Consider the following 24,386-nt stretch of genomic DNA (forward strand, 5'->3'; position numbering starts at 1 on the left):
CCGGAGTCACCCGGGCCGATTCTCCACAGCTGGGAGGGCGCGTTCAGTCCTCCGCGGGCCGGTCGCCGTCGCCGCGCAGCAGGTCCTCGATGGCCTGGTCCAGCTCGTCGCGCTCCGGCTCCTGGCCGGTGGCCGCGGCGGTGAGCCGGGCGACCAGGCGGGACGGGTCGTCCAGGTCCGCCGCCTGCGGGAGCAGGTCGGGGTGCGACCAGAGCCGGTCGCGGGCCTCCTGGCCCACGGCGTCGGTCACGGCCTGCCACATGGCGGCGGCGTCGCGGAGCCGGCGCGGGCGCAGCTCGAGCCCGACCAGCGTCGCGAAGGCCGACTCGGCCGGACCTCCGGCCGCGCGCCGGCGGCGCACCGTCTCGGCGATCGCGTCGGCCTTCGGCAGCAGCCGGGTGGCGCCGGCGGTGACCACGTCGACCCAGCCCTCGACCAGCGCGAGCACCGTCTCCAGGCGGTCGAGGGCCTCCTGCTGCTCCTCGGTCTTCGGCGGGATGAGCGCGCCGGAGACCATCGCCTCGCGCAGCTCCTCGGGGTTGGACGGGTCGAAGCTCTCGGCGAGCGACTCCAGCCGGTCGGTGTCGATCGTGATGCCGCGCGCGAACGCGGTGATCTGGGTGATGAGCTGCAGCCGCAGCCACTTCGCGTGCCGGAACAGGCGCGCGTGCGCGAGCTCGCGCACCGCGAGGTAGAGCTGCACCTGGTCGATGGGGATGTCGAGCCCGTCGCCGAACTCGGCCACGTTCTGCGGGATGAGGGCCGCGCTGCCGTCCGCCAGCAGCGGGATGCCGATGTCGCCTCCGGAGACGACCTCCTTCGCGAGCTGCCCGACCACCTGGCCGAGCTGCATGGCGAACAGGGCGCCGCCGACCGAGCGCATGACCTGGCCGGCGTTCTGGATCATGCCCTGCATCTCCTCCGGCGCCTGCTCGGTGAGAACGCGGGTGAGCGCGTCGGAGATGCTGAGCGCGACCGGCTCGGCGAGCTGGGTCCACAGCGGAATGGTCTGCCGCGCCCACTCGGCGCGGCCGATGAGCTCGGGCGGCGTCGACAGCCCCGCCACCGTGGTGGCCTCGTCCAGCCAGAGCGCGGCGACGTGGAAGGCCTGGTCGAGCGTTGCGCGCTCGGCGGGGGTCACCGCGCGGGCGCCCTCGGAGGCGAGGGTGCGCGCCTGCTGGTCGGCCAGATCCCAGTTGATGCCTCCGCCCGGGTTCATCAGGGCGTTCTGGAGCTGCCCGAGGAGCTGCTGGATGGCCGCGGGGTCGTTCGGGAGTCCGGCGGCGCCCGCGAGCTGGCTCGGATCGATGGAGGAGTCGCCCGACAGGAACTCCCGCAACATGTCCCGGAACTCGTCGTCCGGTTCCTTGTTCGGATCGTCGGCCATCTGGCTCGCCCCCGTCTCGATTGGTGTCGGCCGTGCGATTACGGCTTTCCAGGCTTGGCATCTACGCTAGCCCGAGATCACCGCGAGCCGGGTGAGAATCGGCTTGGGCGATGCCGTGGGCTGTGCGCCCGTGGCGAACACGACCGAAGGGACAGCGCGTGACCCTGTTCACCGACGACGACCGACCAGCGCCGCTGCCGGACGGCGGGCGCGTAGCACCGTCGCGCAGGACGATCGTCGGCTGGGTGGCCATCGCCGTCGCCGTGGTTCTCGCACTGGTCCTCGCGCTCGCGCCGGCGCCGTTCGTCATCGAGCAGCCCGGCCCGGTCTTCAACACGCTCGGCACCGACCAGGCCGTCGGGAGCGCCCCGTCGGGCGACGCCAAGCCGCTGATCAGCATCCCGAGCAAGACCACCTACCCGACCGGCGGCTCCCTCGACCTCCTCACCGTGTCGGTGGTCGGCAACCCCGACCAGAGCCCGAGCTGGTGGAACATCATCCAGGCCTGGTTCGACCCGAGCCGCGCCGTGACGCCGATCGACGAGGTGTTCCCGCCTGGGACGACCACGGAGCAGTCCAACGCCGCGAACGCGGCCCTGATGGTCGACTCCCAGCAGGACGCGATCGCCGCGGCGCTCAACCAGCTCGGCTACCACTTCCCGCAGGCGGTCGCGGTCAAGCAGCTCCTGCCCGGCACCCCCGCGGCGAAGGAGCTGAAGACGGGCGACGAGATCACCAGCGTCAACGGCGACACCATCGAGAGCGTCGCCGCCCTGCGCAAGGCGGTCAACGTCAACGGCACGGGCAAGGCGGCCGAGATCGGGATCGTGCGCGACGGCGCGGCCTCCACGGTCTCGATCACGCCCACCGAGACGCAGGGCCAGGTCGTGCTCGGGATCGGAGCGGGGATGGACTACACGTTCCCGTTCGACGTGAACATCGAGCTCAACAACGTGGGCGGCCCGAGTGCAGGGCAGATGTTCGCGCTCGGGATCATCGACAAGCTGACGCCGGACAAGCTCAACGGCGGCAAGAAGGTCGCCGGCACGGGCACGATCGACAACGTCGGCACGATCGGGCCGATCGGCGGCATCCGGCAGAAGATGTACGCGGCCCGCGACACCGGGGGAGCGAGCTACTTCCTCGCGCCCGCGTCGAACTGCGACGAGGTCACCGGGCACATCCCGTCCGGGCTGCACGTGTTCGCGGTCAAAACGCTGAAGGATTCGCTCGCGGCGCTGGAAGCCGTGAGCAGCGGGTCCAGCACGGCGAAGCTGCCGACCTGCCCGGCGTCCTGACGGTCGATCGCGCGCTCGGCGCGCATCCCGGCTCTTCACCGCCGGGCCGCAGCATTCTCCAAGCGACGCCCGCCTAGGATGGATCTCTGAGTCACCCCACGAGGAGCAAGAGGGCCCACACGTGAGTTCAACCGCCGCAGTTCGACCCCCTGGACGTCGCCGGGCCGCCATCTGGATCACCCTCGGGGTGGTCGTGGCACTGGTGATCCTGTTCTTCGTCTTCGCAGGGCTGTACGCCGACATCCTCTGGTACCAGCAGCTCGGATACCTGAACGTGCTGACCACCCAGTGGTTTGCGGGGACGGCGATGTTCTTCATCGGGTTCTTCGCGATGGCCCTTCCGCTCTGGCTGGTCATCCAGCTCGCGTACCGCCTCCGCCCGGTCTACGCCAAGCTCAACACGCAGCTCGACCGCTACCAGCAGGTCATCGAGCCGCTGCGCCGGCTGGCGATGTACGGCATCCCGATCGTCTTCGGCATCTTCGCGGGCGTCTCGTCGGCCAGCCGCTGGCAGGCCGCGGCGATGTGGCTGAACGGCACGTCGTACGGCAAGACCGACCCGCTGTTCCACCTCGACATCAGCTTCTACCTCTTCGCGCTGCCCTTCTACCGCAGCGTCGTGGGCTTCGCCTCGGCCGTCGTCCTCATCGCGCTGCTGGCCACGCTCGCCACCTGCTACCTGTACGGCTCCATCCGGGTCAGCGGCCGCGAGGTCCGCATCTCGAAGGCCGCGCGCGTGCAGATATCGGTCATCTCGGGGCTCTACCTGCTGCTGCAGGGCGTCAGCATCTGGCTCGACCGCTACGCCGCCGTGACCGACTCGAACGTCAACGACATGGTCAACGGCGCCGCGTACACCGACGTCAACGCGACCATCCCCGCCCGTGCCGTCCTCGCGGGGATCGCGGTGCTGGTCGCCCTCATGTTCTTCGCGACCGCGTTCATCGGGCGCTGGCGCTTCCCGCTGGTCGGCACCGCGCTGCTCATCGTCGCCGCCCTCGTCGTCGGCGCGATCTACCCGTGGGTCGTCCAGCGCTTCCAGGTCGACCCCAGCCAGAAGACGCTGGAGACGCCGTACATCCAGCGTTCGATCGACGCCACGCGCGACGCGTACGGACTCAGCAACATCGACGTGATCCCGTACAACGCGTCCACGAATGCGCAGCCGGGCGCGCTCCGTCAGGACGCCCAGACCACCGCCCAGATCCGCATCATGGACCCGGCGGTCATCAGCCCGTCGTTCCAGCAGCTCCAGCAGTTCCGGCAGTACTACGCGTTCCCGCGCAACCTCAACGTCGACCGGTACAACATCAACGGCAACGAGCAGGACGCGGTGGTCTCGGTCCGCGAGCTCAACCAGAACGGCCTCACCAGCCGGAGCTGGTTCAACGACACAGTCGTCTACACGCACGGCTACGGCATGGTCGCCGCCTACGGCAACCAGCGCTCCAGCGACGGCCAGCCGGTGTTCATGGAGTCGGGCATCCCTAGCACGGGAACACTCGGCCAGTACGAGCCGCGCGTCTACTTCGGGCAGCAGTCGCCCACGTACTCCATCGTCGGCGCCCCGAAGGGCTCCAAGTCGATCGAGCTGGACTACCCGGGCGGCGCCGACAACGCGCAGCAGACCTCAACGACGTTCAGCGGCAACGGCGGCCCGAAGCTCGACAACGTGTTCAAGCGGCTCGTCTACGCGCTCAAGTTCCAGGACGAGCAGATCGTGCTCTCCGACGCCGTCAACAGCGACTCGCAGATCCTCTACGACCGCGACCCGATCAAGCGCGTCCAGAAGGTCGCGCCGTACCTCACGCTCGACTCCCAGGCCTACCCGGCCGTGATCGACGGTCGCATCAAGTGGGTCATCGACGGCTACACGACGAGCGACCAGTACCCGTACTCGCACGTCGGCAGCCTGAGCGACGCGATCGCGGACACCGAGACGCCGAAGCCGGCCTACGCCTTCGACGACATCAACTACATCCGCAACTCGGTCAAGGCCACGGTCGACGCCTACGACGGCTCCGTGCAGCTCTACGCGTGGGACGCGAACGACCCCGTGCTCAAGACGTGGGAGAAGGTCTTCCCGACCACGGTCAAGCCGGTCAGCGACATGAGCGCCCAGCTCCTCAGCCACGTCCGCTACCCGGCCGACCTGTTCAAGGTGCAGCGCTCGGTGCTCGGGCAGTACCACGTGACCGACGCGGGCTCCTTCTACTCCCGCGACGACGCCTGGACGACGCCGAACGATCCGACGTCGTCGCCGTCGGACCCGACGCTGCAGCCGCCGTACTACCTGACGCTGCAGATGCCGGGGCAGGAGACCCCCGCGTTCTCGCTCTACACGACCTTCATCCCGCAGGCCGCCAGCGATTCCAGTCGCTCGATCCTGAAGGGCTATCTGGCGGTCGATGCGGACGCGGGCTCGACGAAGGGCACGGTGTCGTCGGGCTACGGAAAGCTCAGACTCCTGTCGTTGCCATCGAGCGACACCATACCCGGGCCGGGTCAGGTGCAGAACACGTTCAACTCCGACCCGACCGTCTCGCAAGAGCTCAACCTGCTCAGGCAGGGCAAGACCGACGTGATCAACGGCAACCTGCTGACGCTGCCGGTCGGTGGCGGCCTGCTCTACGTCCAACCGGTCTACGTGAAGTCGACGGGGGAGACGAGCTACCCGATCCTCCAGAAGGTGCTCGTGGCCTTCGGCGACAAGATCGCGTTCGAGGACACGCTTGACCAGGCCCTGGACTCCCTGTTCGGCGGCGATTCGGGAGCGAGCGCGGGTGACAACAACATCCCGACGTCGGGTGGCGGCGGCTCGTCCGGCGGCGGATCGAGCGGCACAGGCTCCGGCACAGGCTCCGGGTCGACCGGCCTGAACAACACCGCCCTTCAGCAGGCGCTGCAGCAGGCGAAGCAGGCGCTCGCCGACCGGCAGGCCGCGCTCAAGGCAGGCGACTGGGCCGCCTACGGCGCCGCGGACGCACGACTGCAGACGGCGCTCCAGCAGGCGCTGGCGGCCGAGGGCAACTCCGGCACCGTCACGAGCCCGACGCCGGCCCCGACCCCGACCACGAAGGCGTCTTCGACTCCGTCCCCGACGCCGTCGAAGTAGGCCGGCTCCGGCGCATCGCGCGAACGACCCGCATCCGTGAAGGGTGCGGGTCGTTCCGTATGCTCAGGCACTGTACGAAGTGCGGCCGCGCGGCCTGCGAATGGTCGCACATCGCCGGTATTTCAGGGCGGAACCCTTGCGCCGACTTTGATTGTCTACTTTACTAACAAACATGCTCATCGATGAAGCGCGGCGTTCCGGCCCCTCCGATCGGCGCCAGGTCGGCGTCGACGGCGCGATGGTCCCGGGCCGCGCGCTCCGTCCGCGCACGAAGGTGCTTCCCGAGCACGCCCGCAACCACAACCGCTCGCTGGTGCTGCAGTCGCTCTACCGGAGCGGCCGCGCGAGCCGCGCCGACCTGGCGAGGGAGACCGGCCTCACGCGCGTCACGATCTCCGACCTGATCGGCGAGCTGATCGCGGAGGGCCTCGTGATCGAGCTTGGCCAGCGCGACGACGCCCGCCCGGGCAAACCGGCCGTGCTGCTGGACGTGAACCGCGCCGCCACCCAGATCGTCGGCGTCGACCTCAGCGAGCACGCCGAATTCCGCGGCGCGGTGCTCGACATCGACGGCGTGGTGCTGCGCTCGGCGTCGGTCGAGCTGGCCGGCAGCCGCGGCGAGGAGGCCGTGGCGAAGGTGCTCGCGCTGGTGGACGAGCTGGTGACCGCCGCGACCGCTCCCATCCTCGGCATCGGCGTCGGGTCGCCCGGAATCGTCGACGCGACGGGGACGGTCGTCGCCGCCCCCAACCTCGGCTGGACCGACGAGCCCCTGCAGCGGCGCCTCGCCGAGCGGACGGGCCTGGCGGTGTTCGTCGCGAACGACGCGAATGTGGCGGTGCTCGCCGAGCACGGCTTCGCGGACGCGCAGGGCGACATGATGCTGGTCAAGATCGGCCACGGCGTCGGCTCCGGCCTCCTGGTCGCGGGCGCACTGGTCTTCGGCAGCCGCTTCGCCGCGGGCGAGATCGGCCAGGTGATGGTCGGCACCGACGACGGCGCCCAGGGTCCGTACGACCGCGAGAAGTGCCTGGAGGCCTGGCTGGCGGTCCCGCGCCTGGAGGCGAAAGTGGCCGCGGCCACGGGCGATGGCGAGCCGGTCGAGCCCGTGCTGCGCCAGGCCGGGCAGCGCCTCGGCGTCGCCCTCGCGCCGATCGTCGGCGCGCTCAACCTGTCGGAGGTGGTCCTGAGCGGCCCCGACGAGCTGCTCGCGGGCACGCTCCTCGACGCTGTCCGCGAGACGCTGCAGAACCGCACGATGGCCGGCTTCCACTCGGACGTCACCATCGGGATGACCAGCCAGGGCCGCGACATCGTCCTCCGCGGCTGCGTGGTCATGGTGCTGTCGGCCCAGCTCGGGGTCTCCTGATGACCCTGGTCGCGACCACGCGGGCGCCGGAGGACACGGCCGCCGGCTTCCGCTTCGCGCCGGGCGTGCGCGAGGGGCTCCCGGCCTTCCGCACGCGTTGCACGGTGGTCCGCCTGGCCAGCCTCGACAACGAGCGCCTCGGCGTCCCGCGCTGGTACACGCTGGCCGAGGCCTGGACCGAGCCGGGCTCCCCGGAGGACGCGCTCTGGTCGCGCAACCCCGTCATCGACGTGGACAGGGACGACCCCCCGGAGCCCGTGCTCGCGACGGGGGCGCCGGTGATCGTCCTCGGAGCGGGGCTGGGGACGATGCCGTGGCAGCGTGCCGTGGTGGACGCGGTGCGGGCACTGGGGGCGCGGGTGCTGGTCGTGGAGATGGGAGCGATCGTCGTCCCCGGCTACGCCGACATCGCGACAGGCGGGTACGGGCGCGAGCACGGGGAGCGGCTGCTCTCTCTGCTGTGCGGCGTGCGCGGGGCCTGAGGCAGCGCACCTCTCACCGCGCCCAGCTCACCCCGAGCGTCGCCTGCAGCGCGTACTGCGCCGCCCCGCGGAACGGCTGCTCCTGCGCGGTCTTCGCGTAGCGGAAGCTGAGCGGCATGGCGGCGCGGACCGGGTGACGGGCGGCCTCGGCGCGCACATGCCCGATGAAGTCCGGTCCGAGCTTCGGCGCGGCGCCGCCGAGGACGACGTTCGGCACGTCGAGGGCGGCGCCGACCATCAGCAGCGCCCGCGCCAGCACGCGGGCGCCCGCGGCGATGCGCTCACGGGACTCGGGGAGGGCGGCGAGCCCAGCGACGTCCACCGCCTCCAGGTCGGCGCCGTGCGGGAGGCCGAGGAGGCTCGTCACCGAGACCACCTCCTCCAGGCAGCCGCGGTTGCCGCAGGCGCAGAGCGGCGCGTCGTCGCCGAACAGCACGGGCACGTGGCCGATCTCGCCCGCGCGGTGGGTCGCGCCCGCGAGTACGTCGCCGTCCACGATGATAGCGGCGCCGACGCCCGTGCTGAGCGAGACGAAGAGCTGGTTGGCGCCGAACTCCTCGGAGATCGCGTAGTCGGCGATCGCCTCCGCGTCCGCGTCGTTGACCAGGTGCACGGGGGCGGAGACGACGCCGGCGAGCTCACGGCCGAGGTCGACGTCGACCCAGCCGAGCTGCACGCTCTCGCGGATCAGGTCGGCGTCCACGATGCCGGGCACCTGGACCGCAACGGCGACCACGCGGGACGTGGTCGTGCCGGCGAGGCGGCGGACGATCGCGCGCACATCCTCCACCGTCGCGGTCGCGGTCGTGCGGTGGGCGACGGACTGCACCACGTCGCCGAGGAGGTCGACCACGGCGCCGCGGACGAGCCCGGGCTGGACGATCACCGACAGCAGCACGTTGCGGGAGGCCTCGACGCGCAGCGTGGTCGCGCGCTTGCCGCCGGTGCTCTCGGCCAGGCTCCCCTCCACGACCAGGCCGTCGGCGATGAGGCCGGCCAGCAGCGACGACACGGTCGCCGAGGTCAGCCCGGTGCGGCGCGCGATGCTCGCCCGGGTGGCCAGTCCCTCCCCGGACAGCACGAGCTGCAGCGCGCTGGTCAGGTTGCGCTCGCGCACGGCGGACTGCGTCGCCTTGCCGTGATCGTCAGCCACAGTCCTCCTCGCGGCGCGCGTCTCTCGTGGGGCCCCCGGTTTACGACCATAGCGAATGCGGCGCATGATGGAACGCATGGGATATGGCCTCATCCTCGTCGACGTCCAGCGCAACATGCTGGAGGGCGAGAGCGCCGTCGAAGGCGCCGCGGACTTCCGGGGGGTGCTCGCCGACCTGCTGGACGCTGCACGGGACGCGAACGCCGCGATCGTGCATGTGAAGAACGACGGACGCCGCGGCGACCCCGACGAGCCGGACACGCCGGGCTGGGAGCTCGTCTTCACCCCGCTGCCCGGCGAGCCGGTCGTGCGCAAGGACGCCGCGAACACCTTCGAGTCCAACCCGGCGCTGGCGGACGTGCTGCGGGCGATGGGCGTCGACACCCTGGTCGTGGCCGGCCTGCAGAGCGAGTACTGCGTGCAGGCGACCGCGATCGGCGCTCTGGAGCGCGGGTTCGACGTGATCGTCCCCGCGGGGGCGCACGCGACCTACGCCGACGGCGAGCCGGCGGCCGACATCGTCGAGCGCGTCACGCTGGACCTCATCGCGGCCGGGGTGGAGGTTCCGGAGCTGGACGAGGTGACGTTCGGCTAGAGGCCGCCGACGCCCCGCCTAGCCCTGCAGCGCCCCGATCCGTTCGCCCTCCAGCGCCTCCCGGATGCTGAGCGAGTAGATCCGCGACAGGCCGGGCCGCGCCGGGTCGCCGGTGACGTACGCCACCGACTCCACGTGCTCCTCGAACGCGTTCACCTTGTCGCGCGGAGCGCCGACGATGAGCTGGAAGCCCAGCCCGCGGAACGCCGCGAGCGCGCGCCCGGTGTACTCGTTGTCCGCCTTCACGAAGCCCTCGTCGAGGACGATCGGGGCGTAGGTGGGGGTGGCGTCGGTCCCGTCGCCGAGCCGGTAGCGCAGCGCGGCGCCGAGCACGAAGGCGATGAGCTCCTGGCCCTCGCCGCCGGACTTGCCCGCGACGCCCTCATGGACGATCTGCGCACCGTCGGCGCGGGTCTCGATCGCCCGGAACTGGTAGTGCTCACGGGCGTCGAGCACGCGGCGCCGCCACGCCTCGCCCGCCCGGGAGCGCTCCTCCAGCCGGGACAGGTCGCGGCGGAGGTCGAGGAAGTCGCGCTCGATCGACGCGGCGTCCCTCCGGTCGGCTCCTGAGGCGGCCGCGGTGTGCTTGCGCAGCGTGCGCGTGAACTCGTGGAGGTCACTGTTGGACACCGGCCGCGGGTCGATGTCGAGCGTCGAACCCTCCCGGAACTCGATGCCGCGCAGCGCGCTCGAGATGGGGCGGACGCCGCGGCGGATGGCGTGGCCGTCCTCCTCGATCTGGGTGAGGAGGGCGCGCAGGCTGTCGCCCATGCTCGCGCCCGCCTTGACCAGCCAGTCGGACTTCGCGCGCGGGAGGTCGTCGTCCACGAGCACCCGGTGGATGGCCTGCACGGCGGGGAGGCTGTCGATGGTCGCGTCGATCTCGGCGCCGGGGTCGAGGTCGCGGTAGCGCTCGAACGTGACGACGAGGAGCTGCTCGTAGTGCTCGACGTTCTGCTGGTGGGCGTCGATCTGGTCGCGGAGCGCCGCCAGCGCCTCGGCGTAGCGGCGGTCGACGTCGGCCGGCTCCCGCGGCGCCGCGAACGGCAGCGTGCCGAGCAGGAGGCGCTCCTCGTCGGTCAGCGCGCTGTTGTCCTCCAGGGCGTCGGCGACGCTGTCCTCGATGTCGATGAGGTCCGCGTGCTGCGCCTCCAGCTCGTCCACGCGGGTCTGGAGGGCGGCGCCGCGCTTGGCGGCGTCGATGCGCTCGCGGTCGTGGCGCTCGGCCTCCTCCTGCAGGGCGGCCGCCTCGGGGTGCTCGACAGAGACGTTCGCGAGCTGCTCGGCGAGTTCGGCCACCCGCGCCGCGTGGGACGCGACGTCGATGGCCTCCCACTCGATCGCGCGGATCGCGCCGAGGGCCTCGCTGCGGCGGCGGGCGTCGCCGTGCTCGGCCTCCGCGCGGTCGGATTCGGCCCGGGCCTCCGCCAGCTCGGCCTCGAGGGAGGCGATGCGGGAAGCGAGCTCGTGGATGCGCGGGGTGTTGTCGAGGCCGATCCAGGAGGCGGTGCGGCGGTCGTCCTTCACGACGCGGCCGCGTGCGGCCGAGCGCATGCCGGAGCGGGTGACGGCGCCGGAGACGCCGGCGGGCCGTGGTGCGTCCAACTCCTCTGGCGACTCGACGCAGAGCACGCTGCGGTCGGCCACGAGTTCGTCGTGCAGCCAGCCCCAGAACGGGCTGGCGTCGTCGAACTGCAGGAGGTCCGGCACGGTGCGGTCCACCGGGTCGAGCCCGGGGGCGCGTCCGGCGGCGGCAGGGACCAGCACGACCCGGCCGCGCATGTCGGCCCCGTTCACGAACCGGCGGACGGCGTCGAAGCTGCCCTCGTCGACGATCAGGTGCGTCGCGACCTCGCCGAGCACGGACTCCACCGCGCGGCTCCAGTCCCGGCGGCCCGCGGCGACCTCGAACAGCTCGCCCGCGTACGGGAGCTCTTCCGGAGACAGCCCGGCGCCCTCGGCGATCCGGCGGCGGCGCTCGTCGGCGTCGGCGGGGACGTTGCTGCGGCGCTGCTCGAACGACCGCTTCTCGGCGGTCGCGGCGGCGATGGCCTTCTTCGCCGCGTCGACGCGGCCGGCCAGCTCGTAGCGGTGCGCCTGCTGCTCATCGTCGGCGGTGACCGCGGCGAGCCGCGACTCGGCCTCGTGCTGCAGCTCGGCGAGCCCGTCGGCGGACTCCGGCGCGGTCAGGCCCGCGCGGGCGAACAGGGCGTCGGCCGCCGCGCGCCCGCGGGTCTGCGCGGTGAGCACGCGCTCGGCGAACTCGTGCTCGCGGCGGAGAGCCACCGACGGGTCGCCTCCGGCCGCGGCGAGCCGGGCCTGGGCGTCCTGGTGCGCACGGTGCGCCGCGCGCTCCTGGGTGTCGGCCTCCCGGCGCAGCGTCTCCTGATCGCGCTTGCGGTCGCGGACCTCGTCCACCTGGCCGGACACCCAGTCGCGGATGCGCTCGGCCAGCCAGACCCGCAGGCGCGGGCCGGTCTCGCCGTCGGCGGGGGAGAGCAGGCGGCGCTTGCCGGTCGCGTCCTCCGCCGCCGCCGCGTACTGCTCGGCGCGGGCGGGGACGTCGGCGAGCACCTCCAGCTTGCGGCGCGTCGTCTCGAACACGTCGTAGAGCGCCGACGCCTCGCGGTAGCTGCTGAGCGTGGTCTCCCAGCGGGAGAGCGCGCGCGGCTCGGTGAGCACGAAGCTCTTGAACAGCTCGTCGATGGAGAAGACGCCCTTGGACGCCTGGGCGCGGCGCAGCAGGGTGAGCGCCTTGAGCTGCGACTCGTCGCTGCCGCCGATGCCGAGCTCCTCGCACAGCCGCACGCGCAGCTCGGGCTGCGAGGAGGTGACCAGGTCGCGCTCCGGGTGCACCAGCCGGGCGAGGGAGGCGCGGGTGAGCGGCGACGAGCTGCCGGGCTCCTGCACCAGCTCGTTGAGCCGGCCGAGCGGGAACTCGCCGTGGGCGAGAAGGTAGACGGTCGAGCTGGTGACCTCGTCCTGGGTGGAGGTCTCCGGCCCGATCCAGGCCAGGCGGGCGGCGGTGATCGTCTCGCCGAGCTCGGTGCGCCAGGTGACGGCGGCGCCGCTCGGGAACGCCGTGCCGAGCGGGCGGAGGAAGTGCGTCGTGGTGGTGTCGGAGCCGGCGTCCTTCACCTCGTCGGTCTTGCCGCGGGCGTAGCTGTAGACGGTGCGCTCGGAGCGCTGCCGGGAGTCGTCGCGCGCCGCGCGGTTGAACTCCTGCGGGTTCGGCATGATGACGGCCGACATCGCGTCGAGCACGGTGGACTTCCCGCGCCCGGTCGGGCCGAGGATGGCGATGCCGCCGCGGCCGACGGGCATGCGGTGGAGGCCCTCGTAGCTTCCCCAGTTGAGGAGCTGGACGAGCTCGATGCGGAACTGGCCGCGTCGCAGCAGTCCTTCGTCGGCGGGCAGGTCGGTCACTCGGCGTCCTCCTCGGCGGCGGCGGCGGTCTCGCTGGGCGCCCCTGCGCCCTCCAGGAACATCCGCTCCAAGTGGAGCAGCTCGGCGGTCCCGATCAGCGGCACGACAGCGGGCGAGACCACGAAGAGCTCGGGGTCGTCCGGCGCGGGCGTCAGCAGCTCCAGCCGGTCGAGGGCGGCGATCGCCGCGCGGATGCGGCGGTCCACGCGCACCTCGTCGTGGGCGGAGTCGCCCTGGAACCGGCCGAGGAACTCCGCGATGTGGTCGCGGCTGACGGTGACCGGCTCGTCCTGCGCGTCGGTGAACGCGTGCTCCTGCCGCAGCATCACCAGCAGCAGCGAGGCGTCGCGGGAGAGCGGCTTCTCGCGGCGCAGCAGCACAGGGACGCCGTCCTCGCCGTTCTGCCGCTTGAAGGCGACCTCGTGCTCGCGGTCGAGGTGCAGGGTCAGGAACAGCTCGCCGAGCCTGGCGCGGATGTCGTCCTCGTGATCGAGGAGGCCGCGCCACGCGTCCGGCTGCTTGGTGCGCGTGATGAACCGGCTCGTCAGCAGCGTGACGAGGGCCGTGCGGGCCTCGCGGGGGAGGGCGTCGGGAGCGGGGTCGCCGAAGGCGTCGGCCTCCTCGACCCCTTCGCTGCCGATCTGGTCCTGTTCGAGCGTGTCCGTCACCGGTCCTCCGCCTCCGTCTCGAGCGCGTCCCGTCCGAAGACGAGCAGCGGCATGGTCACTTCGCGGTCGCCGTCGGCCAGCCTCAGCGGCACGGTCTGGACGCCCTCGGCCACGGCGTCATGCTCGGCGCCGAGCTCGATGAGGCTCACGGCGAGTCCGAGCCGGCGGAACTCCGGCGGGGTCTCGGCGTACACGTCGGCGCCGGTCACGGTCTCCGCACGCGCGAGCAGGGAGTCGATGGTCTCCCGCACCGCTGCCGCGCTGGTCCCGACGGCGAGCCGGAGCGCCTCCCGCTCGTGGTCGGGCAGCGGGTCGTCGTTCTCGGTGATCGTCACGCCGACCTCCGGACGCCCGCGGTCGCGCCAGAGCTGCGTCTGGGTCACGTCCACGAGATCCCAGCCGCCGATGCCGAGCACGTCGCCGTCGACCAGCACCGGTCCCGGCCGGCGCTCGGTCCAGAGCGCCCCGGCGTCGAGCGCGCGGGCGGCGAGGGAGAGCAGCCGGGCATGCCGGTCGGAGCCGCTGCGGCTGAGGAACCGGCGCAGCGAGGAGGTCCAGCGCACGTAGGTCTCCTGGACCGTCTGCTCCTCGGCCAGCAGCGAGGTGATCAGCGTCTCGAGCTGGGCGCGCTGCCGCTCGGTCAGCTCGGTGTCCGGGCGGGACAGCACGCGGTCGATGTCGGCGCGCATCCCGTCGAGCTGGCGCGAGGACAGCATCGCCGCGAATCCGCGGTAGGCGCGGCCCTCCGGCGTCTGCTCCAGCAGGTCGTTGTCGCGCAGGAAGCGGTCGACGAGCGCGCCCTTGCCGACGTGCTCGGAGGAGGCGGCGCGCGCGACCTCGCGGTGGCGCTGCTCCACCATCGCGCCGAGCTGGCGGAAGTCCTCCGGCAGCGTGGCGGTGAGCCGGAGCACCTCGCGGAGCTGGCGGGCGACCGTCTCGCGGGAGGCCGCGACCGCTCCGTCGCGCGCGATGGCGTCCCGGCGCGCCTGCAGCTCGGCGATCTCCCGGTCGAGGCGTTCGAGCTGGGACTCCGCGGTGGGGTCGGTGAGCGCGGCGAGGTGATGGACGGCGTGGGCGATGCTCGCGAAGCGCGCCTCCGACACCGCGCTGTCCGGCTCGGCGAGCTCGCGGACGATCCGCAGCGCCTGGAGGGCGTGCTGCGAGAGCCGGTAGCGCGCGCGGCCCTCGCCGGCGCCGGCGCGGGTGCGGACCAGCCAGCGGCTGTCCACCCAGCTCCGGCAGTACTCGACCGGCGAGGTGCGCGAGGACTCGGCGTCGGCCGGCGCCTCGCTGTCGCCGCCGTCGTCGTCGAGCGCCTCGGCGACCTTCTGGTGGAACCAGTCGGCCGAGACGGTGCCGTCGGCGTATTCGAGATGGCGCGAGAAGAGCGGCAGGACCCAGCGGCCGTTGTAGCTGCGCAGCAGCGCCCAGGTGGGATGCTCCTCCCAGACCGCTGCGACGCGCCCGGCGTCGAGAGCCTCGTCCATCATCCTCCGGTGCAGACAAAAATCGGCCCGGACCTGGGGATTTCTCCTCAAGTCCGGGCCAGTTGGTTGCGGGGGCAGGATTTGAACCTACGACCTCTGGGTTATGAGCCCAGCGAGCTACCGAGCTGCTCCACCCCGCGGCACAAGAAAAAGCCTATCACGAGCTCGGGGCAGCGCGAAATCGGCTGCAGGCCCGGGCGAGTCCGGATCACGTAGACCGGTCGTCCCAGTAGAGTTTTCCCAGGACCCGGAGGACGGCGAATGGCGAACCCTGCTCAGAAGTACCGCGTTTGCGTGATCGAGGACGATCCGGACGTCGCGTTCTACATGAAGACTGTGCTCGAGAAGCGCGCGGACGCGCAGGTCGTCGCCGTGACGGACCCCTCCATCGCCCTCGAAACCATCGCGGCGTTCGACCCCGATGTCGTCATCACCGACATCGAGATGCCGGGCATCTCCGGCATCGACCTCCTGCGCGAGCTGCGCGGCCGCCACCCGGGGATGCCGGTCGTGGTGATGACCGCGCACGTCTCGGTGGACTACGCCGTCTCCGCCCTGCGCGCCCAGGCCGACGAGTTCCTCACCAAGCCGATCGCCTCCTCCGAGCTCGTCGCGATCGTCGGGCGCCTCGCCGAGGAGGGCCGCGCCAAGCGCGCCGCTAGCCAGCAGCAGGTGGTCCTCGCGATCGGCGCGCACCCCGACGACGTCGAGATCGGCGTCGGCGGCATCCTCTCCGCGCACCGCGACGCCGGCAACCAGGTCGTCATCCTCACGCTCTCCCGCGGAGCCCGCGGCGGCGACGCGGACGACCGCCAGCACGAGTCGCTCGCGGCGGCCGAGCTGCTCGGCGCCCGCCTGTTCCTGGAGGACCTGGAGGACACCCGGATCTCGGCGGCCGACCCCACCGTGACCATCATCGAGCGCGTCGTCGCCGAGGTGAAGCCGGACATCGTCTACACCCACTCCGCGCACGACCGCCATCAGGACCACCGCGCCGTGCACGCCGCCGTCAACGTCGCGACCCGCGACGTGCGCACGGTGTGCTGCTTCCAGAGCCCGTCGGCGACCATCGACTTCCGGCCGACCCGGTTCGTGCCGATCGACGGGTTCACGGAGTCCAAGCTGCGGCTCATCGATTGCTTCCGCTCGCAGACCGAGCAGCGCGCGTACCTGGAGCACGACTTCGTGCTCGCCACCGCGCGCTACTGGTCGCGGTTCGGCGGCGGCACGAGCTGCGAGCCGCTGGAGGTGATGCGCGACACCGCCGACATCTCGGTGCCGGCCGCGAGCATCCACACCGACGCCCGGATCAGAAGGACCCAGGAATGACCCAGAGCACCACCCGCGTCCTCGTCACCGGAGCCGGGGGACCGGCCGGGATCGCCGTGATCCGCTCGCTGCTCAAGCGCCCCGACGTCGAGGTGTTCGCCGCGGACATGGACGGCTGGGCGAGCGGGCTGTACCTCGTGCCGGAGTCGGCACGCCGGATCGTGCCGGCGGGGAAGTCGCCGCAGTTCGTGGACGACGTGATCGCGCTGTGCGCCGCCGACGACGTGGACGTGCTCTTCTCGACAGTGGACGTCGAGTTGCCAGGGCTCGCCGCGCGGCGGGACGAGCTGGCCGCCGTCGGCACGTCGCTTGCGGCGCCGAGCCACGAGACGCTCGTGACCTGCCTCGACAAGTACCGGCTCGCGCAGGCCGTCGACGGCCACGCGCGCCTCCCGGAGACCCGGCTGCTCGACCGCGACGGCGTCGGCGCGGAGTGGGTCTTCCCGGTGATCGTCAAGCCGCGCAGCGGCGCCGGCTCGCGCGGTGTCCGGCTGATCGCCGACCGCGCCGCGCTGGAGGCGCTGGGCGAGGACCGCAGCATCATCATCCAGGAGAACCTGCCGGGCGAGGAGTTCTCGGTCGACGTGCTCGCCGCTCTCGACGGCAGCGTGATCGCCGCCGTCCCGCGGTCCAGGGAGCGGGTCGACTCCGGGGTCTCGATCGCCGGCCGCACGGTGCGCATGGCCGAGCTGTCGGAGACCGCGGCGGACGTCGCGCGCGCCATCGGCCTGACCGGGGTCGCCAACATCCAGCTCCGCTACAGCAGCGACGGCGTCCCCGCCCTGCTCGAGGTCAACCCGCGTTTTCCAGGGGCCATGCCGCTGACGATCGCCGCGGGCGTCGACATGCCGTCGCTGCTGCTCGACCTGGTTCTCGGCCGTCCCGTGCCGTCCGCCGTGGACTTCGCCGAGCTCGCCAACGTGCGCTTCCTGGAGGACGTCTTCCTCGACCCGGCCGACGTGCTGGTGTCCGAGAACGCCGCCCACGCCGAAGGGCCGGGGGAGTGACCGGGCTGAGTCCGCTTCTGCAGGGCGACTACCACGTGCACTCCACCTTCTCCGACGACGCCCGCAGCACGCTCGCCGAGAACATCGCGGCGGCGCACGCGGCCGGACTGCGGACCGTGCGGCTGACCGACCACGTGCGCGCCTCCACCGCGTGGGTGCCGGAGTTCGTCGCCGCGGTCGCGGCCGAGCCTGTGCCGGACGGCCTCACCGTTCTCACCGGCGTGGAGGCGAAGCTCCTCGACGTCACGGGCGCCGTCGACACCCCCGCCGACCTCGTCGTCGGTCCGGGCGGCGTGGACGCCGTCGTCATCGGCGACCACCAGTTCCCCGGGACGGACGGGCCGTGGTCGCCCGAGGCCACCCGCGAGCGACTCGCGGCCGGCCTCTCGGCGGACGACGCCCTCGACCTGCTGATCGAGGCGAGCATCCGCGCGATGGAGCGCACACCGCACGCGCAGCTCGCGCACTGGTTCTCCATCCTGCCGAAGGTCGGGCTGGCCGAGGAGCAGCTCGGCGCCTCCCGGCTGGCCGCCTGGGCCGCCGCGGCCGCAGCGACCGGCACGATCGTGGAGGTCAACGAGAAGTGGGCCTGCCCCGGCCCCGACGCTGTGCGCGCGCTGCGTGCCGCCGGTGCGCGTATCGTTGCCTCGACCGACAGTCATGACGCCGCCGACGTGGGCCGCTACGACCGGGTGGCGGCCGTGCTCGACGCCGTCGAACCGGAGGAGCAGGCATGAGCCCCGTCGACCTGACCCGCGTCCAGCGCGAGGAGCTGCAGCGCGAGCTCGACCGCAACCGGCGCTGGGAGCTGCGGCTGCCGATCTACGCCGGCGTGGCCCTCCTGTTCATCGCCGCGATCGTCGTCGTGAGGCTGGTGTTCTTCTCGTGACCGTCAAGAGAGTCGTGATCGCGGACGACGACGCCGACATCCGCGGGCTCATGGTCATCGCCGCCAACCGCGCAGGGGTGGAGATCGTGGCCGCCGTCGACAACGGCCAGTCGGCCCTCGACGCGGTGAACGCCGGCGGCATCGACCTGGCGGTGCTCGACATCTCGATGCCCGGGCTCAACGGCGTGGAGGTCGCCGAGGCGATCCGCGGCGGCGAGCTGACCAGGAGCACGCTCATCCTCATGGTGTCGGCCTCCGTTCAGCTCCTCACCGACCACGGCATCGTCGCCGACCGCTCGGACAGCTTCCTCATCAAGCCGTTCAGCCCCCGGGTGCTCTCCGAGCGCATCCGCTCGATGCTCGGACTGGGAGAACCCGCATGACGGTCGACCGCTGGCTCAGCCGCATCCCGCTCGAATCGCCCTCCGTCTTCGTGAAGCTCGTGCCGACCCTGGTCGGCTACATCATCGCGCTGGGCCTGTCGCTCATCCCCGGGGTGGTGAGCGCGCACATCCCGCTCTTCGTCGCCGGCTCGGTGGCCGTGATGATCGGCGCCTTCCTGCTGGCGATCCTGGTGCCGTGGACGCGGATCGACGCGCACTGGAACGTCGTCGTGCCGCTGGTGGCGATGCTCTCGATCGGCCTGATGCGGATCGGCACCGGGGGCAGCACGTCGTCCATCGGCGTCATCCTGCTGCTGCCGTTCGTCTGGATCGCGACCGAGGACGGCCGGCGCAACATCCTCATCGCCGCGGTCGGGATCTTCCTCGTGCTGATCGGTCCGATCCTGGTCGATGTGGGTTCGACGAGTCCCGCCGACCTGATCCGCGCCTTCTTCTCTCCCGTCATCTACGCGATCGTCGCCGCGGTGGTCAACGAGATCGCCCACCGCTCGCGAAGGCAGCTGAAGGCGACCCGAGCCGCCGCGGAGCAGCGCGAGGAGCTGCTCGCGCAGGCCGTGCGCACGCAGGATGAGCTGGTGCTCAACGAGGCCAGGCTGAAGACCGCGAACCGGCTCATCCAGAGCATCTGGAACGCGGTGACGGAGCAGTCCGTGATCGGCACCGACCTCGACGGCGTGATCGACGTCTGGAACCCGGGCGCAGAGAAGATGCTCGGGCTGACCGAGAAGCAGGTCGTCGGCGCGGACCGCAAGGTCATCGAGTTCCACCTCGTGAGCGAGCTGGAGGAGCGGCTGCGCGACATGGACGCGCGTTTCACGACGGTGTCGGGGATGGACGACTTCTCCGCTCTCGTCGACACCGTCCGGGCGGGCTACGCCGACGTGCGCGACTGGACCTACGTGCGTGCAGACGGCAAGCAGGTGCCCGTCCAGGTCGCCGCGACGCCCCGCCTGGACGAGAACGGCCACCGCGTCGGCTTCATCTTCGTGGCGACCGACATGACGCAGGCGCGGGAGTTCGCCCGCCTCAAGGACGAGTTCGTCGGCCTCATCTCGCACGAGCTGCGCACGCCGCTCAGCTCGATCCTCGGCTACCTGGAGCTGATGCGCGACGACGACGAGGCCCCGCTGTCGAACGAGCAGCTGCAGTACCTGGGCGTCGCCGAGCGCAACGCGCACCGGCTGCTGCGACTCGTCGGCGACCTGCTGTTCACCGCCCAGGTGGAGTCCGGCCGGTTCCCGATCGACATCAAGGACGCGGAGCTGCGCTCGGTCGTCGCCGCCTCCGTCGAGTCGGCGACCCCCGTCGCCGCCACCGCAGGCGTCGAGCTGGTCTGCGACGTGCCGGACGAGTCGGTGGAGGTGCGCGGCGACACCGTGCGGCTCGGCCAGGCCGTCGACAACCTCGTCTCCAACGCGATGAAGTTCACCCAGGCAGGCGGGAAGGTCACCGTCTCCCTGCACCGCGAGGGGGACGATGCGGTGGTGGCCGTGACGGACACCGGCATCGGGATCCCGGCGGTCGAGCTCAGCCAGCTCTCGCAGCGGTTCTTCCGCGCCTCCACCGCGACGCGCAACGCGGTCCCCGGCGTGGGCCTCGGCCTCACGATCACCAAGGCGATCGTCACCGCGCACGGCGGCCGGCTCGACATCGCGAGCGAGGAGGGCGTCGGCACCTCGATCAGCCTCCGGCTCCCGATCGAGACGCCGCGCCCGGTCGCGGAGGCCGTGCCAGGCGCGGAGGCCCGGCCGTGACCGGTGTCGGTGTCGCGCAGTTCACCCCGGGCGACGACCGGGTGCACAACCGGGACGTGGCGGCGGCGCTGATCGCCGTCGCGGCCGCGCGCGGGGCGCGGCTCGTCGTGCTGCCCGAGTACTCCTCCTACTTCACCGACCCGCTTGGGCCGTCCTTCGCGCGCAACGCCGAGCCGCTCGACGGGGAGTTCGTCCAGTCGCTCCAGGCCTCGGCGCGGGACCACGAGGTGTACGTGATCGCCGGGCTCGTCGAGCAGACCGGCGTGCGCGACAAGTTCGCCAACACGCTCGTCGCGGTCGGCCCGACAGGCGAGCGGCTCGCCGTCTACCGCAAGCAGCACCTCTACGACGCGTTCGGCTCCACCGAGTCCGACTGGGTGGTCCCAGGCGACCTCGCCCTGCCCGAAGTGTTCGAGGTGGACGGCCTCCGGATCGGCATGCAGACCTGCTACGACCTGCGCTTCCCCGAGGTGACGCGCCGGCTGGCGGACGCGGGCGCCGAGCTGGTCGCCGTGCCCGCCGAGTGGGTGCGCGGGCCGCTCAAGGAGCAGCACTGGTCGACCCTGCTGGCCGCGCGCGCGATCGAGAACACCCTGTACATCGCGGCGGCCGACCACACGCCACCGATCGGCGTCGGCTCCAGCGCGATCATCGACCCGATGGGCGTCGTGCTCGCGGGGCTGGGGGAGACCTCGGGCGTCGCCGTCGCGGAGGCGTCCGCCGAGCGCGTGCAGGAGGTGCGCCGGAGGAACCCGGCGCTCGCGTTGCGGCGCTACCGGGTGGAGCCGATCGACTGAGCGGCCTCGGCGCCGGCCAGTGCACCGATCAGCCGCTCAGCGTGGCCAGGCGGGCCGCAGCCTCCTCGAGCACCTCGACGCGCTTGCAGAACGCGAACCGCACCAGCGACGCCGTCCGCTGCGCGTAGTCGTCGCGGCAGAACGCGGACAGCGGAACGGCGACCACCCCGGCGAGCTCGGGCAGCCTGCGGCAGAACTCGACGGCGTCGGAATGCCCGAGCGGCGCGGCGTCCGCGACGACGAAGTAGGTGCCGTCGCTGCGGTGCACCTCGAACCCTGCCGCCCGCAGCCCTGCTGACAGGACGTCGCGCTTGTGCGCGAGGGCCTCCGCGATCCCGGTGAAGAACTCGTCGGGGAGAGCGAGGCCGGCGGCCATCGCCGGCTGGAACGGCGCGCCGTTCACGTAGGTGAGGAACTGCTTCACGGCCAGGACGGCCGTCACGAGCTCCGCGGGCGCGGTCAGCCAGCCGACCTTCCAGCCGGTCGTGTTGAACGTCTTGCCTCCCGAGGAGAGGGTCACGGTCCGCTCCCGGCCGCCGGGAAGCGTCGCGATCGGGATGTGCTGCGGTCCGAAGGTGAGGTGCTCGTAGACCTCATCCGTCACGATGATCGCGTCGTGCCGGTGGGCGAGCTCGACGATCGTCGTCAGCGTCTCCCGGTCGAGGACCGCTCCGGTGGGGTTGTGCGGCGTGTTGACCAGGATGACCCTGGTGCGGTCGGTCACCGTGTCGCGCAGCCGGTCGAGGTCGGGCCGGAACGCGGGCGGCTCCAGCGGGACGGTGCGGTGCACGCCGCCGGCGAGGGAGATGACGGCGCCGTACTCGTCGTAGAACGGCTCGAACGTGACGACCTCGTCGCCCGGCTCGAGCAGCGCGAGCAGCGTTGCGGCGATGCCCTCGGTCGCGCCGGCGGTGACCAGCACCTCGCGGTCAGGGTCGACCTCCAGTCCGTAGAAGCGCCGCTGGTGAGCGGCGACGGCCTGCCGCAGCTCCGGGATGCCGATGCCCGGCGGGTACTGGTTCGCGCCGCCCCGGATGGCGTCGACGGCGGCGTCGAGCACGACGGTGGGGCCGTCCTCGTCGGGGAAGCCCTGCCCGAGGTTGATCGCGCCGGTGCGCACCGCGAGGGCGCTCATCTCGGCGAAGATCGTCGGCCGGACGACGCCGTCCGCGCCCAGCAGTCCCGCGCCGCGCGCGGCGGCCCTCCATGCGCCGGAAACCGTCATGGATCCAACCTAGGGCCTCGCTCCCATCGCATCCATTCGTTACGTTGGGAGGAGTCATCGGGAGGCGGAAGGTCGCCCACAGGACCCGCAAATAGAACGCTCAGGTTGGCATCCCAAGCTGTCTAGTGCTTGGAAGGAGCACCACACCATGACCGACACCCCGATCACCCCGGAGCCCGCGAAGCCCCAGAACGACGCCGACGCCGACGCGGTCGTGGATGCCGGCGCGGCTCGTCCCGCCGAGACCCCCGCTGCGGCTCCGGCCCCGGCCGCCGAGCAGCCCGCGGCTCCGGCCGCCGAGCAGCCCGCCGCCGAGCAGCCCGCCGCCCAGCAGCCCGCCGCCCCGGCCGCGGACCACGGCTGGACCGCTCCGGCCGCTCAGCCTGCGGCCGAGCAGCCGACGGCGCAGCAGCCCACGGCCGAGCAGCCGACGGCGCAGCAGCCCACGGCGCAGCAGCCCACCGCACAGCAGCCGACCGCGCCCCAGGGTCCCTACCCCGTGGCGAACCACACGCAGCCGACCCAGCCGGTCGCGCCCCAGCAGCCGTACGGCCAGCCGGCCGGCGCGCAGCACCAGCCGCAGCCGCAGCCCAACTACGGCAACGGCTCCTTCGGCCAGCCCGCCTACGCGCAGGCTCCCTATGCCCAGCAGCCCGGCGCCCAGCAGCCCGGGGCTCACCAGCCCTACGCCACCGCGCCCGGCACCGGCGAGAAGGCGCCCCGCAAGCGCAACACCGGCCTCATCATCGCCACTCTCGCCATCGGCGCGCTGATCGGCGGCATCGCCGGCGCCGGCGCCGGGATCGGCCTGTACTCGGCCACCGGCAGCAACGCGACGATCAAGACCGTCTCCGGCCCGCAGAACATCACCGTCAACGACACGAACAACGCCACGACGGTGACCGCGGTCGCCGCCAAGGCGTCGCCCAGCGTCGTCACCATCTCCGTCAGCGCCTCCAGCGAGGGCGGCACCGGCTCCGGCATCGTGCTCAGCTCGGACGGCTACATCCTCACCAACACGCACGTCGTCACCCTCGACGGCGCCGCGTCCAACGTGAGCGTCAGCGTCACCGACAACAACGGCAAGATCTACACCGCCAAGATCGTCGGCACCGACCCGACCACCGACCTCGCGGTCATCAAGCTCGACGGCGCCAGCGGGATGACCCCGATGAACTGGGCCGACTCCAGCAAGCTGAACGTGGGCGACACCACGGTCGCGATCGGCGCCCCGCTCGGCCTCTCCGGCACCGTCACCGACGGCATCGTGAGCGCGCTGAACCGGTCGATCAGCATCGCGTCCTCGGCGGCGCCGAAGTCCAGCGACGGCTCCAGCAGTGGAGGCAGCGGCAACGGAAGCACGCAGAACCCGTTCAACTTCGACTTCCCGAACCAGGGCGGCGGCTCGTCGCAGAGCGGGACCCAGGGCACGATCTCGCTCCCGGTCATCCAGACGGACGCGTCGATCAACCCCGGCAACTCGGGCGGCGCCCTGCTCAACAGCAAGGGCGAGCTGATCGGCATCAACGTCGCGATCGCGAGCGCCAGCGGCAGCAGCTCCTCCGGCACCCAGTCGGGCAGCATCGGCGTCGGCTTCTCGATCCCGTCGAACCTGGCGAAGCGGATCTCCGACGAGCTGATCAAGAACGGCTCGGCGACCCACGGCCTCCTGGGGGCCTCGGTCGGCGACGCCAGCGCTGACAGCAAGGCGACCACCGTCGGCGCGTCGATCAAGTCGGTCACCTCCGGCGGCGCGGCGGCGAGCGCGGGCCTGCAGGCCGGCGACATCGTGGTCAACTTCAACGGCCTCCCGATCACCGACGCGACCGACCTGACCGCTCAGGTGCGGGCGCTCCCGGCCGGCGCCAAGGCCGACGTCACGTACATCCGCGGCGGCCAGTCCAAGACCACCTCGGTGACCCTGGGCTCGCTCCCGGCGAACTGACCCGGACCGACGAAGGAAGGCCGTCCCGCACCGCGGGGCGGCCTTCCGTCGTCACT

Annotated in this window: 19 protein-coding genes and 1 tRNA gene; 13 read left to right on the top strand and 7 right to left on the bottom strand. The window is 72.0% G+C overall.

Features of this window, described 5'->3' with window-relative positions; genetic code table 11:
- Positions 1–43: 43 nt before the first annotated feature.
- Positions 44–1,387, bottom strand: coding sequence for a zinc-dependent metalloprotease (locus ACFQ9V_RS09190; protein WP_382458864.1), 1,344 nt, complete (start codon positions 1,385–1,387; stop codon positions 44–46).
- A 158-nt stretch (positions 1,388–1,545) separates the two neighbouring features.
- Between ACFQ9V_RS09190 and ACFQ9V_RS09195 the strand changes: the two genes are divergently transcribed.
- The 4 genes from ACFQ9V_RS09195 to ACFQ9V_RS09210 all read left to right on the top strand — a co-directional run bounded on the left by ACFQ9V_RS09195 (position 1,546) and on the right by ACFQ9V_RS09210 (position 7,651).
- Positions 1,546–2,685 (top strand): PDZ domain-containing protein, encoded by a 1,140-nt coding sequence (locus tag ACFQ9V_RS09195; RefSeq protein ID WP_382458865.1) that lies wholly within the window; start codon positions 1,546–1,548, stop codon positions 2,683–2,685.
- Between the two features lie 121 nt (positions 2,686–2,806).
- Entirely contained in the window at positions 2,807–5,800 is a 2,994-nt protein-coding gene (locus tag ACFQ9V_RS09200) for a UPF0182 family protein (protein ID WP_382458866.1), read from the top strand.
- Positions 5,801–5,972: 172 nt separating this feature from the next.
- Positions 5,973–7,169 (top strand): ROK family protein, encoded by a 1,197-nt coding sequence (locus ACFQ9V_RS09205; protein ID WP_382458867.1) that lies wholly within the window; start codon positions 5,973–5,975, stop codon positions 7,167–7,169.
- Entirely contained in the window at positions 7,169–7,651 is a 483-nt protein-coding gene (locus tag ACFQ9V_RS09210; protein WP_382458868.1) for a hypothetical protein, read from the top strand. Before ACFQ9V_RS09205 ends, ACFQ9V_RS09210 begins: the two co-directional genes overlap by 1 nt.
- Before the next feature lie 13 nt (positions 7,652–7,664).
- On the opposite strand, the gene ACFQ9V_RS09215 is transcribed toward ACFQ9V_RS09210, so the two are convergent.
- Positions 7,665–8,804 (bottom strand): ROK family protein, encoded by a 1,140-nt coding sequence (locus tag ACFQ9V_RS09215; protein ID WP_382458869.1) that lies wholly within the window; start codon positions 8,802–8,804, stop codon positions 7,665–7,667.
- 76 nt (positions 8,805–8,880) lie between these two features.
- Between ACFQ9V_RS09215 and ACFQ9V_RS09220 the strand changes: the two genes are divergently transcribed.
- Entirely contained in the window at positions 8,881–9,399 is a 519-nt protein-coding gene (locus ACFQ9V_RS09220; protein WP_382458870.1) for an isochorismatase family protein, read from the top strand.
- An 18-nt stretch (positions 9,400–9,417) separates the two neighbouring features.
- Here the strand turns inward: ACFQ9V_RS09220 and ACFQ9V_RS09225 are convergent, their stop codons facing one another.
- The 4 genes from ACFQ9V_RS09225 to ACFQ9V_RS09240 form a co-directional block, all read right to left on the bottom strand.
- On the bottom strand, positions 9,418–12,825 hold the full coding sequence (locus ACFQ9V_RS09225; protein ID WP_382458871.1) for an ATP-binding protein: 3,408 nt from the start codon (positions 12,823–12,825) through the stop codon (positions 9,418–9,420).
- Positions 12,822–13,493 carry a DUF4194 domain-containing protein gene (locus tag ACFQ9V_RS09230; protein WP_382458872.1) on the bottom strand — a complete coding sequence of 224 codons (672 nt, stop codon included), beginning with the start codon at positions 13,491–13,493 and terminating at the stop codon, positions 12,822–12,824. Before ACFQ9V_RS09230 ends, ACFQ9V_RS09225 begins: the two co-directional genes overlap by 4 nt.
- On the bottom strand, positions 13,490–14,980 hold the full coding sequence (locus tag ACFQ9V_RS09235; protein WP_382458873.1) for a DUF3375 family protein: 1,491 nt from the start codon (positions 14,978–14,980) through the stop codon (positions 13,490–13,492). The genes ACFQ9V_RS09230 and ACFQ9V_RS09235 overlap by 4 nt, the downstream gene beginning before the upstream one ends.
- Before the next feature lie 63 nt (positions 14,981–15,043).
- A tRNA-Met gene (locus ACFQ9V_RS09240) sits at positions 15,044–15,120 on the bottom strand.
- A 121-nt stretch (positions 15,121–15,241) separates the two neighbouring features.
- Here ACFQ9V_RS09240 and ACFQ9V_RS09245 point away from each other — a divergent pair.
- The 7 genes from ACFQ9V_RS09245 to ACFQ9V_RS09275 are packed head-to-tail and all read left to right on the top strand — an operon-like array spanning position 15,242 to position 21,160.
- Positions 15,242–16,309: a response regulator gene (locus ACFQ9V_RS09245; RefSeq protein ID WP_382458874.1), complete on the top strand. Its 1,068-nt coding sequence runs from the start codon at positions 15,242–15,244 to the stop codon at positions 16,307–16,309.
- Entirely contained in the window at positions 16,306–17,316 is a 1,011-nt protein-coding gene (locus ACFQ9V_RS09250; RefSeq protein WP_382458875.1) for an ATP-grasp domain-containing protein, read from the top strand. The genes ACFQ9V_RS09245 and ACFQ9V_RS09250 overlap by 4 nt, the downstream gene beginning before the upstream one ends.
- On the top strand, positions 17,313–18,053 hold the full coding sequence (locus ACFQ9V_RS09255; protein ID WP_382458876.1) for a PHP domain-containing protein: 741 nt from the start codon (positions 17,313–17,315) through the stop codon (positions 18,051–18,053). Before ACFQ9V_RS09250 ends, ACFQ9V_RS09255 begins: the two co-directional genes overlap by 4 nt.
- Complete coding sequence (locus ACFQ9V_RS09260; RefSeq protein WP_382458877.1) at positions 18,050–18,205, top strand: hypothetical protein; 156 nt, start codon at positions 18,050–18,052, stop codon at positions 18,203–18,205. The genes ACFQ9V_RS09255 and ACFQ9V_RS09260 overlap by 4 nt, the downstream gene beginning before the upstream one ends.
- Positions 18,202–18,588: a response regulator gene (locus ACFQ9V_RS09265; protein WP_382458878.1), complete on the top strand. Its 387-nt coding sequence runs from the start codon at positions 18,202–18,204 to the stop codon at positions 18,586–18,588. The genes ACFQ9V_RS09260 and ACFQ9V_RS09265 overlap by 4 nt, the downstream gene beginning before the upstream one ends.
- Positions 18,585–20,363: a sensor histidine kinase gene (locus tag ACFQ9V_RS09270; RefSeq protein WP_382458879.1), complete on the top strand. Its 1,779-nt coding sequence runs from the start codon at positions 18,585–18,587 to the stop codon at positions 20,361–20,363. Before ACFQ9V_RS09265 ends, ACFQ9V_RS09270 begins: the two co-directional genes overlap by 4 nt.
- Complete coding sequence (locus ACFQ9V_RS09275) at positions 20,360–21,160, top strand: carbon-nitrogen hydrolase family protein (RefSeq protein WP_382458880.1); 801 nt, start codon at positions 20,360–20,362, stop codon at positions 21,158–21,160. The genes ACFQ9V_RS09270 and ACFQ9V_RS09275 overlap by 4 nt, the downstream gene beginning before the upstream one ends.
- Before the next feature lie 28 nt (positions 21,161–21,188).
- On the opposite strand, the gene ACFQ9V_RS09280 is transcribed toward ACFQ9V_RS09275, so the two are convergent.
- Positions 21,189–22,385 carry a pyridoxal phosphate-dependent aminotransferase gene (locus tag ACFQ9V_RS09280; RefSeq protein ID WP_382458881.1) on the bottom strand — a complete coding sequence of 399 codons (1,197 nt, stop codon included), beginning with the start codon at positions 22,383–22,385 and terminating at the stop codon, positions 21,189–21,191.
- 148 nt (positions 22,386–22,533) lie between these two features.
- On the opposite strand from ACFQ9V_RS09280, the gene ACFQ9V_RS09285 reads away from it, so the two are divergent.
- A complete protein-coding gene (locus tag ACFQ9V_RS09285; protein WP_382458882.1) occupies positions 22,534–24,330 on the top strand; it encodes a trypsin-like peptidase domain-containing protein in 1,797 nt (598 codons plus the stop codon).
- The last annotated feature ends 56 nt before the right edge of the window (positions 24,331–24,386 follow it).

Source organism: Leifsonia sp. NPDC056665 (assembly GCF_042791795.1).
Lineage (GTDB): Bacteria > Actinomycetota > Actinomycetes > Actinomycetales > Microbacteriaceae > Leifsonia.

Excerpts from the sequence above, each read along its gene's own strand:
- ACFQ9V_RS09250 (WP_382458875.1), top strand. The coding sequence starts at position 16,306 with ATGACCCAGAGCACCACCCGCGTCCTCGTCACCGGAGCCGGGGGACCG.
- ACFQ9V_RS09280 (WP_382458881.1), bottom strand. The coding sequence starts at position 22,385 with ATGACGGTTTCCGGCGCATGGAGGGCCGCCGCGCGCGGCGCGGGACTG.
- ACFQ9V_RS09190 (WP_382458864.1), bottom strand. The coding sequence starts at position 1,387 with ATGGCCGACGATCCGAACAAGGAACCGGACGACGAGTTCCGGGACATG.
- ACFQ9V_RS09245 (WP_382458874.1), top strand. The coding sequence starts at position 15,242 with ATGGCGAACCCTGCTCAGAAGTACCGCGTTTGCGTGATCGAGGACGAT.
- ACFQ9V_RS09220 (WP_382458870.1), top strand. The coding sequence starts at position 8,881 with ATGGGATATGGCCTCATCCTCGTCGACGTCCAGCGCAACATGCTGGAG.
- ACFQ9V_RS09210 (WP_382458868.1), top strand. The coding sequence starts at position 7,169 with ATGACCCTGGTCGCGACCACGCGGGCGCCGGAGGACACGGCCGCCGGC.
- ACFQ9V_RS09260 (WP_382458877.1), top strand. The coding sequence starts at position 18,050 with ATGAGCCCCGTCGACCTGACCCGCGTCCAGCGCGAGGAGCTGCAGCGC.
- ACFQ9V_RS09285 (WP_382458882.1), top strand. The coding sequence starts at position 22,534 with ATGACCGACACCCCGATCACCCCGGAGCCCGCGAAGCCCCAGAACGAC.
- ACFQ9V_RS09205 (WP_382458867.1), top strand. The coding sequence starts at position 5,973 with ATGCTCATCGATGAAGCGCGGCGTTCCGGCCCCTCCGATCGGCGCCAG.
- ACFQ9V_RS09270 (WP_382458879.1), top strand. The coding sequence starts at position 18,585 with ATGACGGTCGACCGCTGGCTCAGCCGCATCCCGCTCGAATCGCCCTCC.
- ACFQ9V_RS09235 (WP_382458873.1), bottom strand. The coding sequence starts at position 14,980 with ATGGACGAGGCTCTCGACGCCGGGCGCGTCGCAGCGGTCTGGGAGGAG.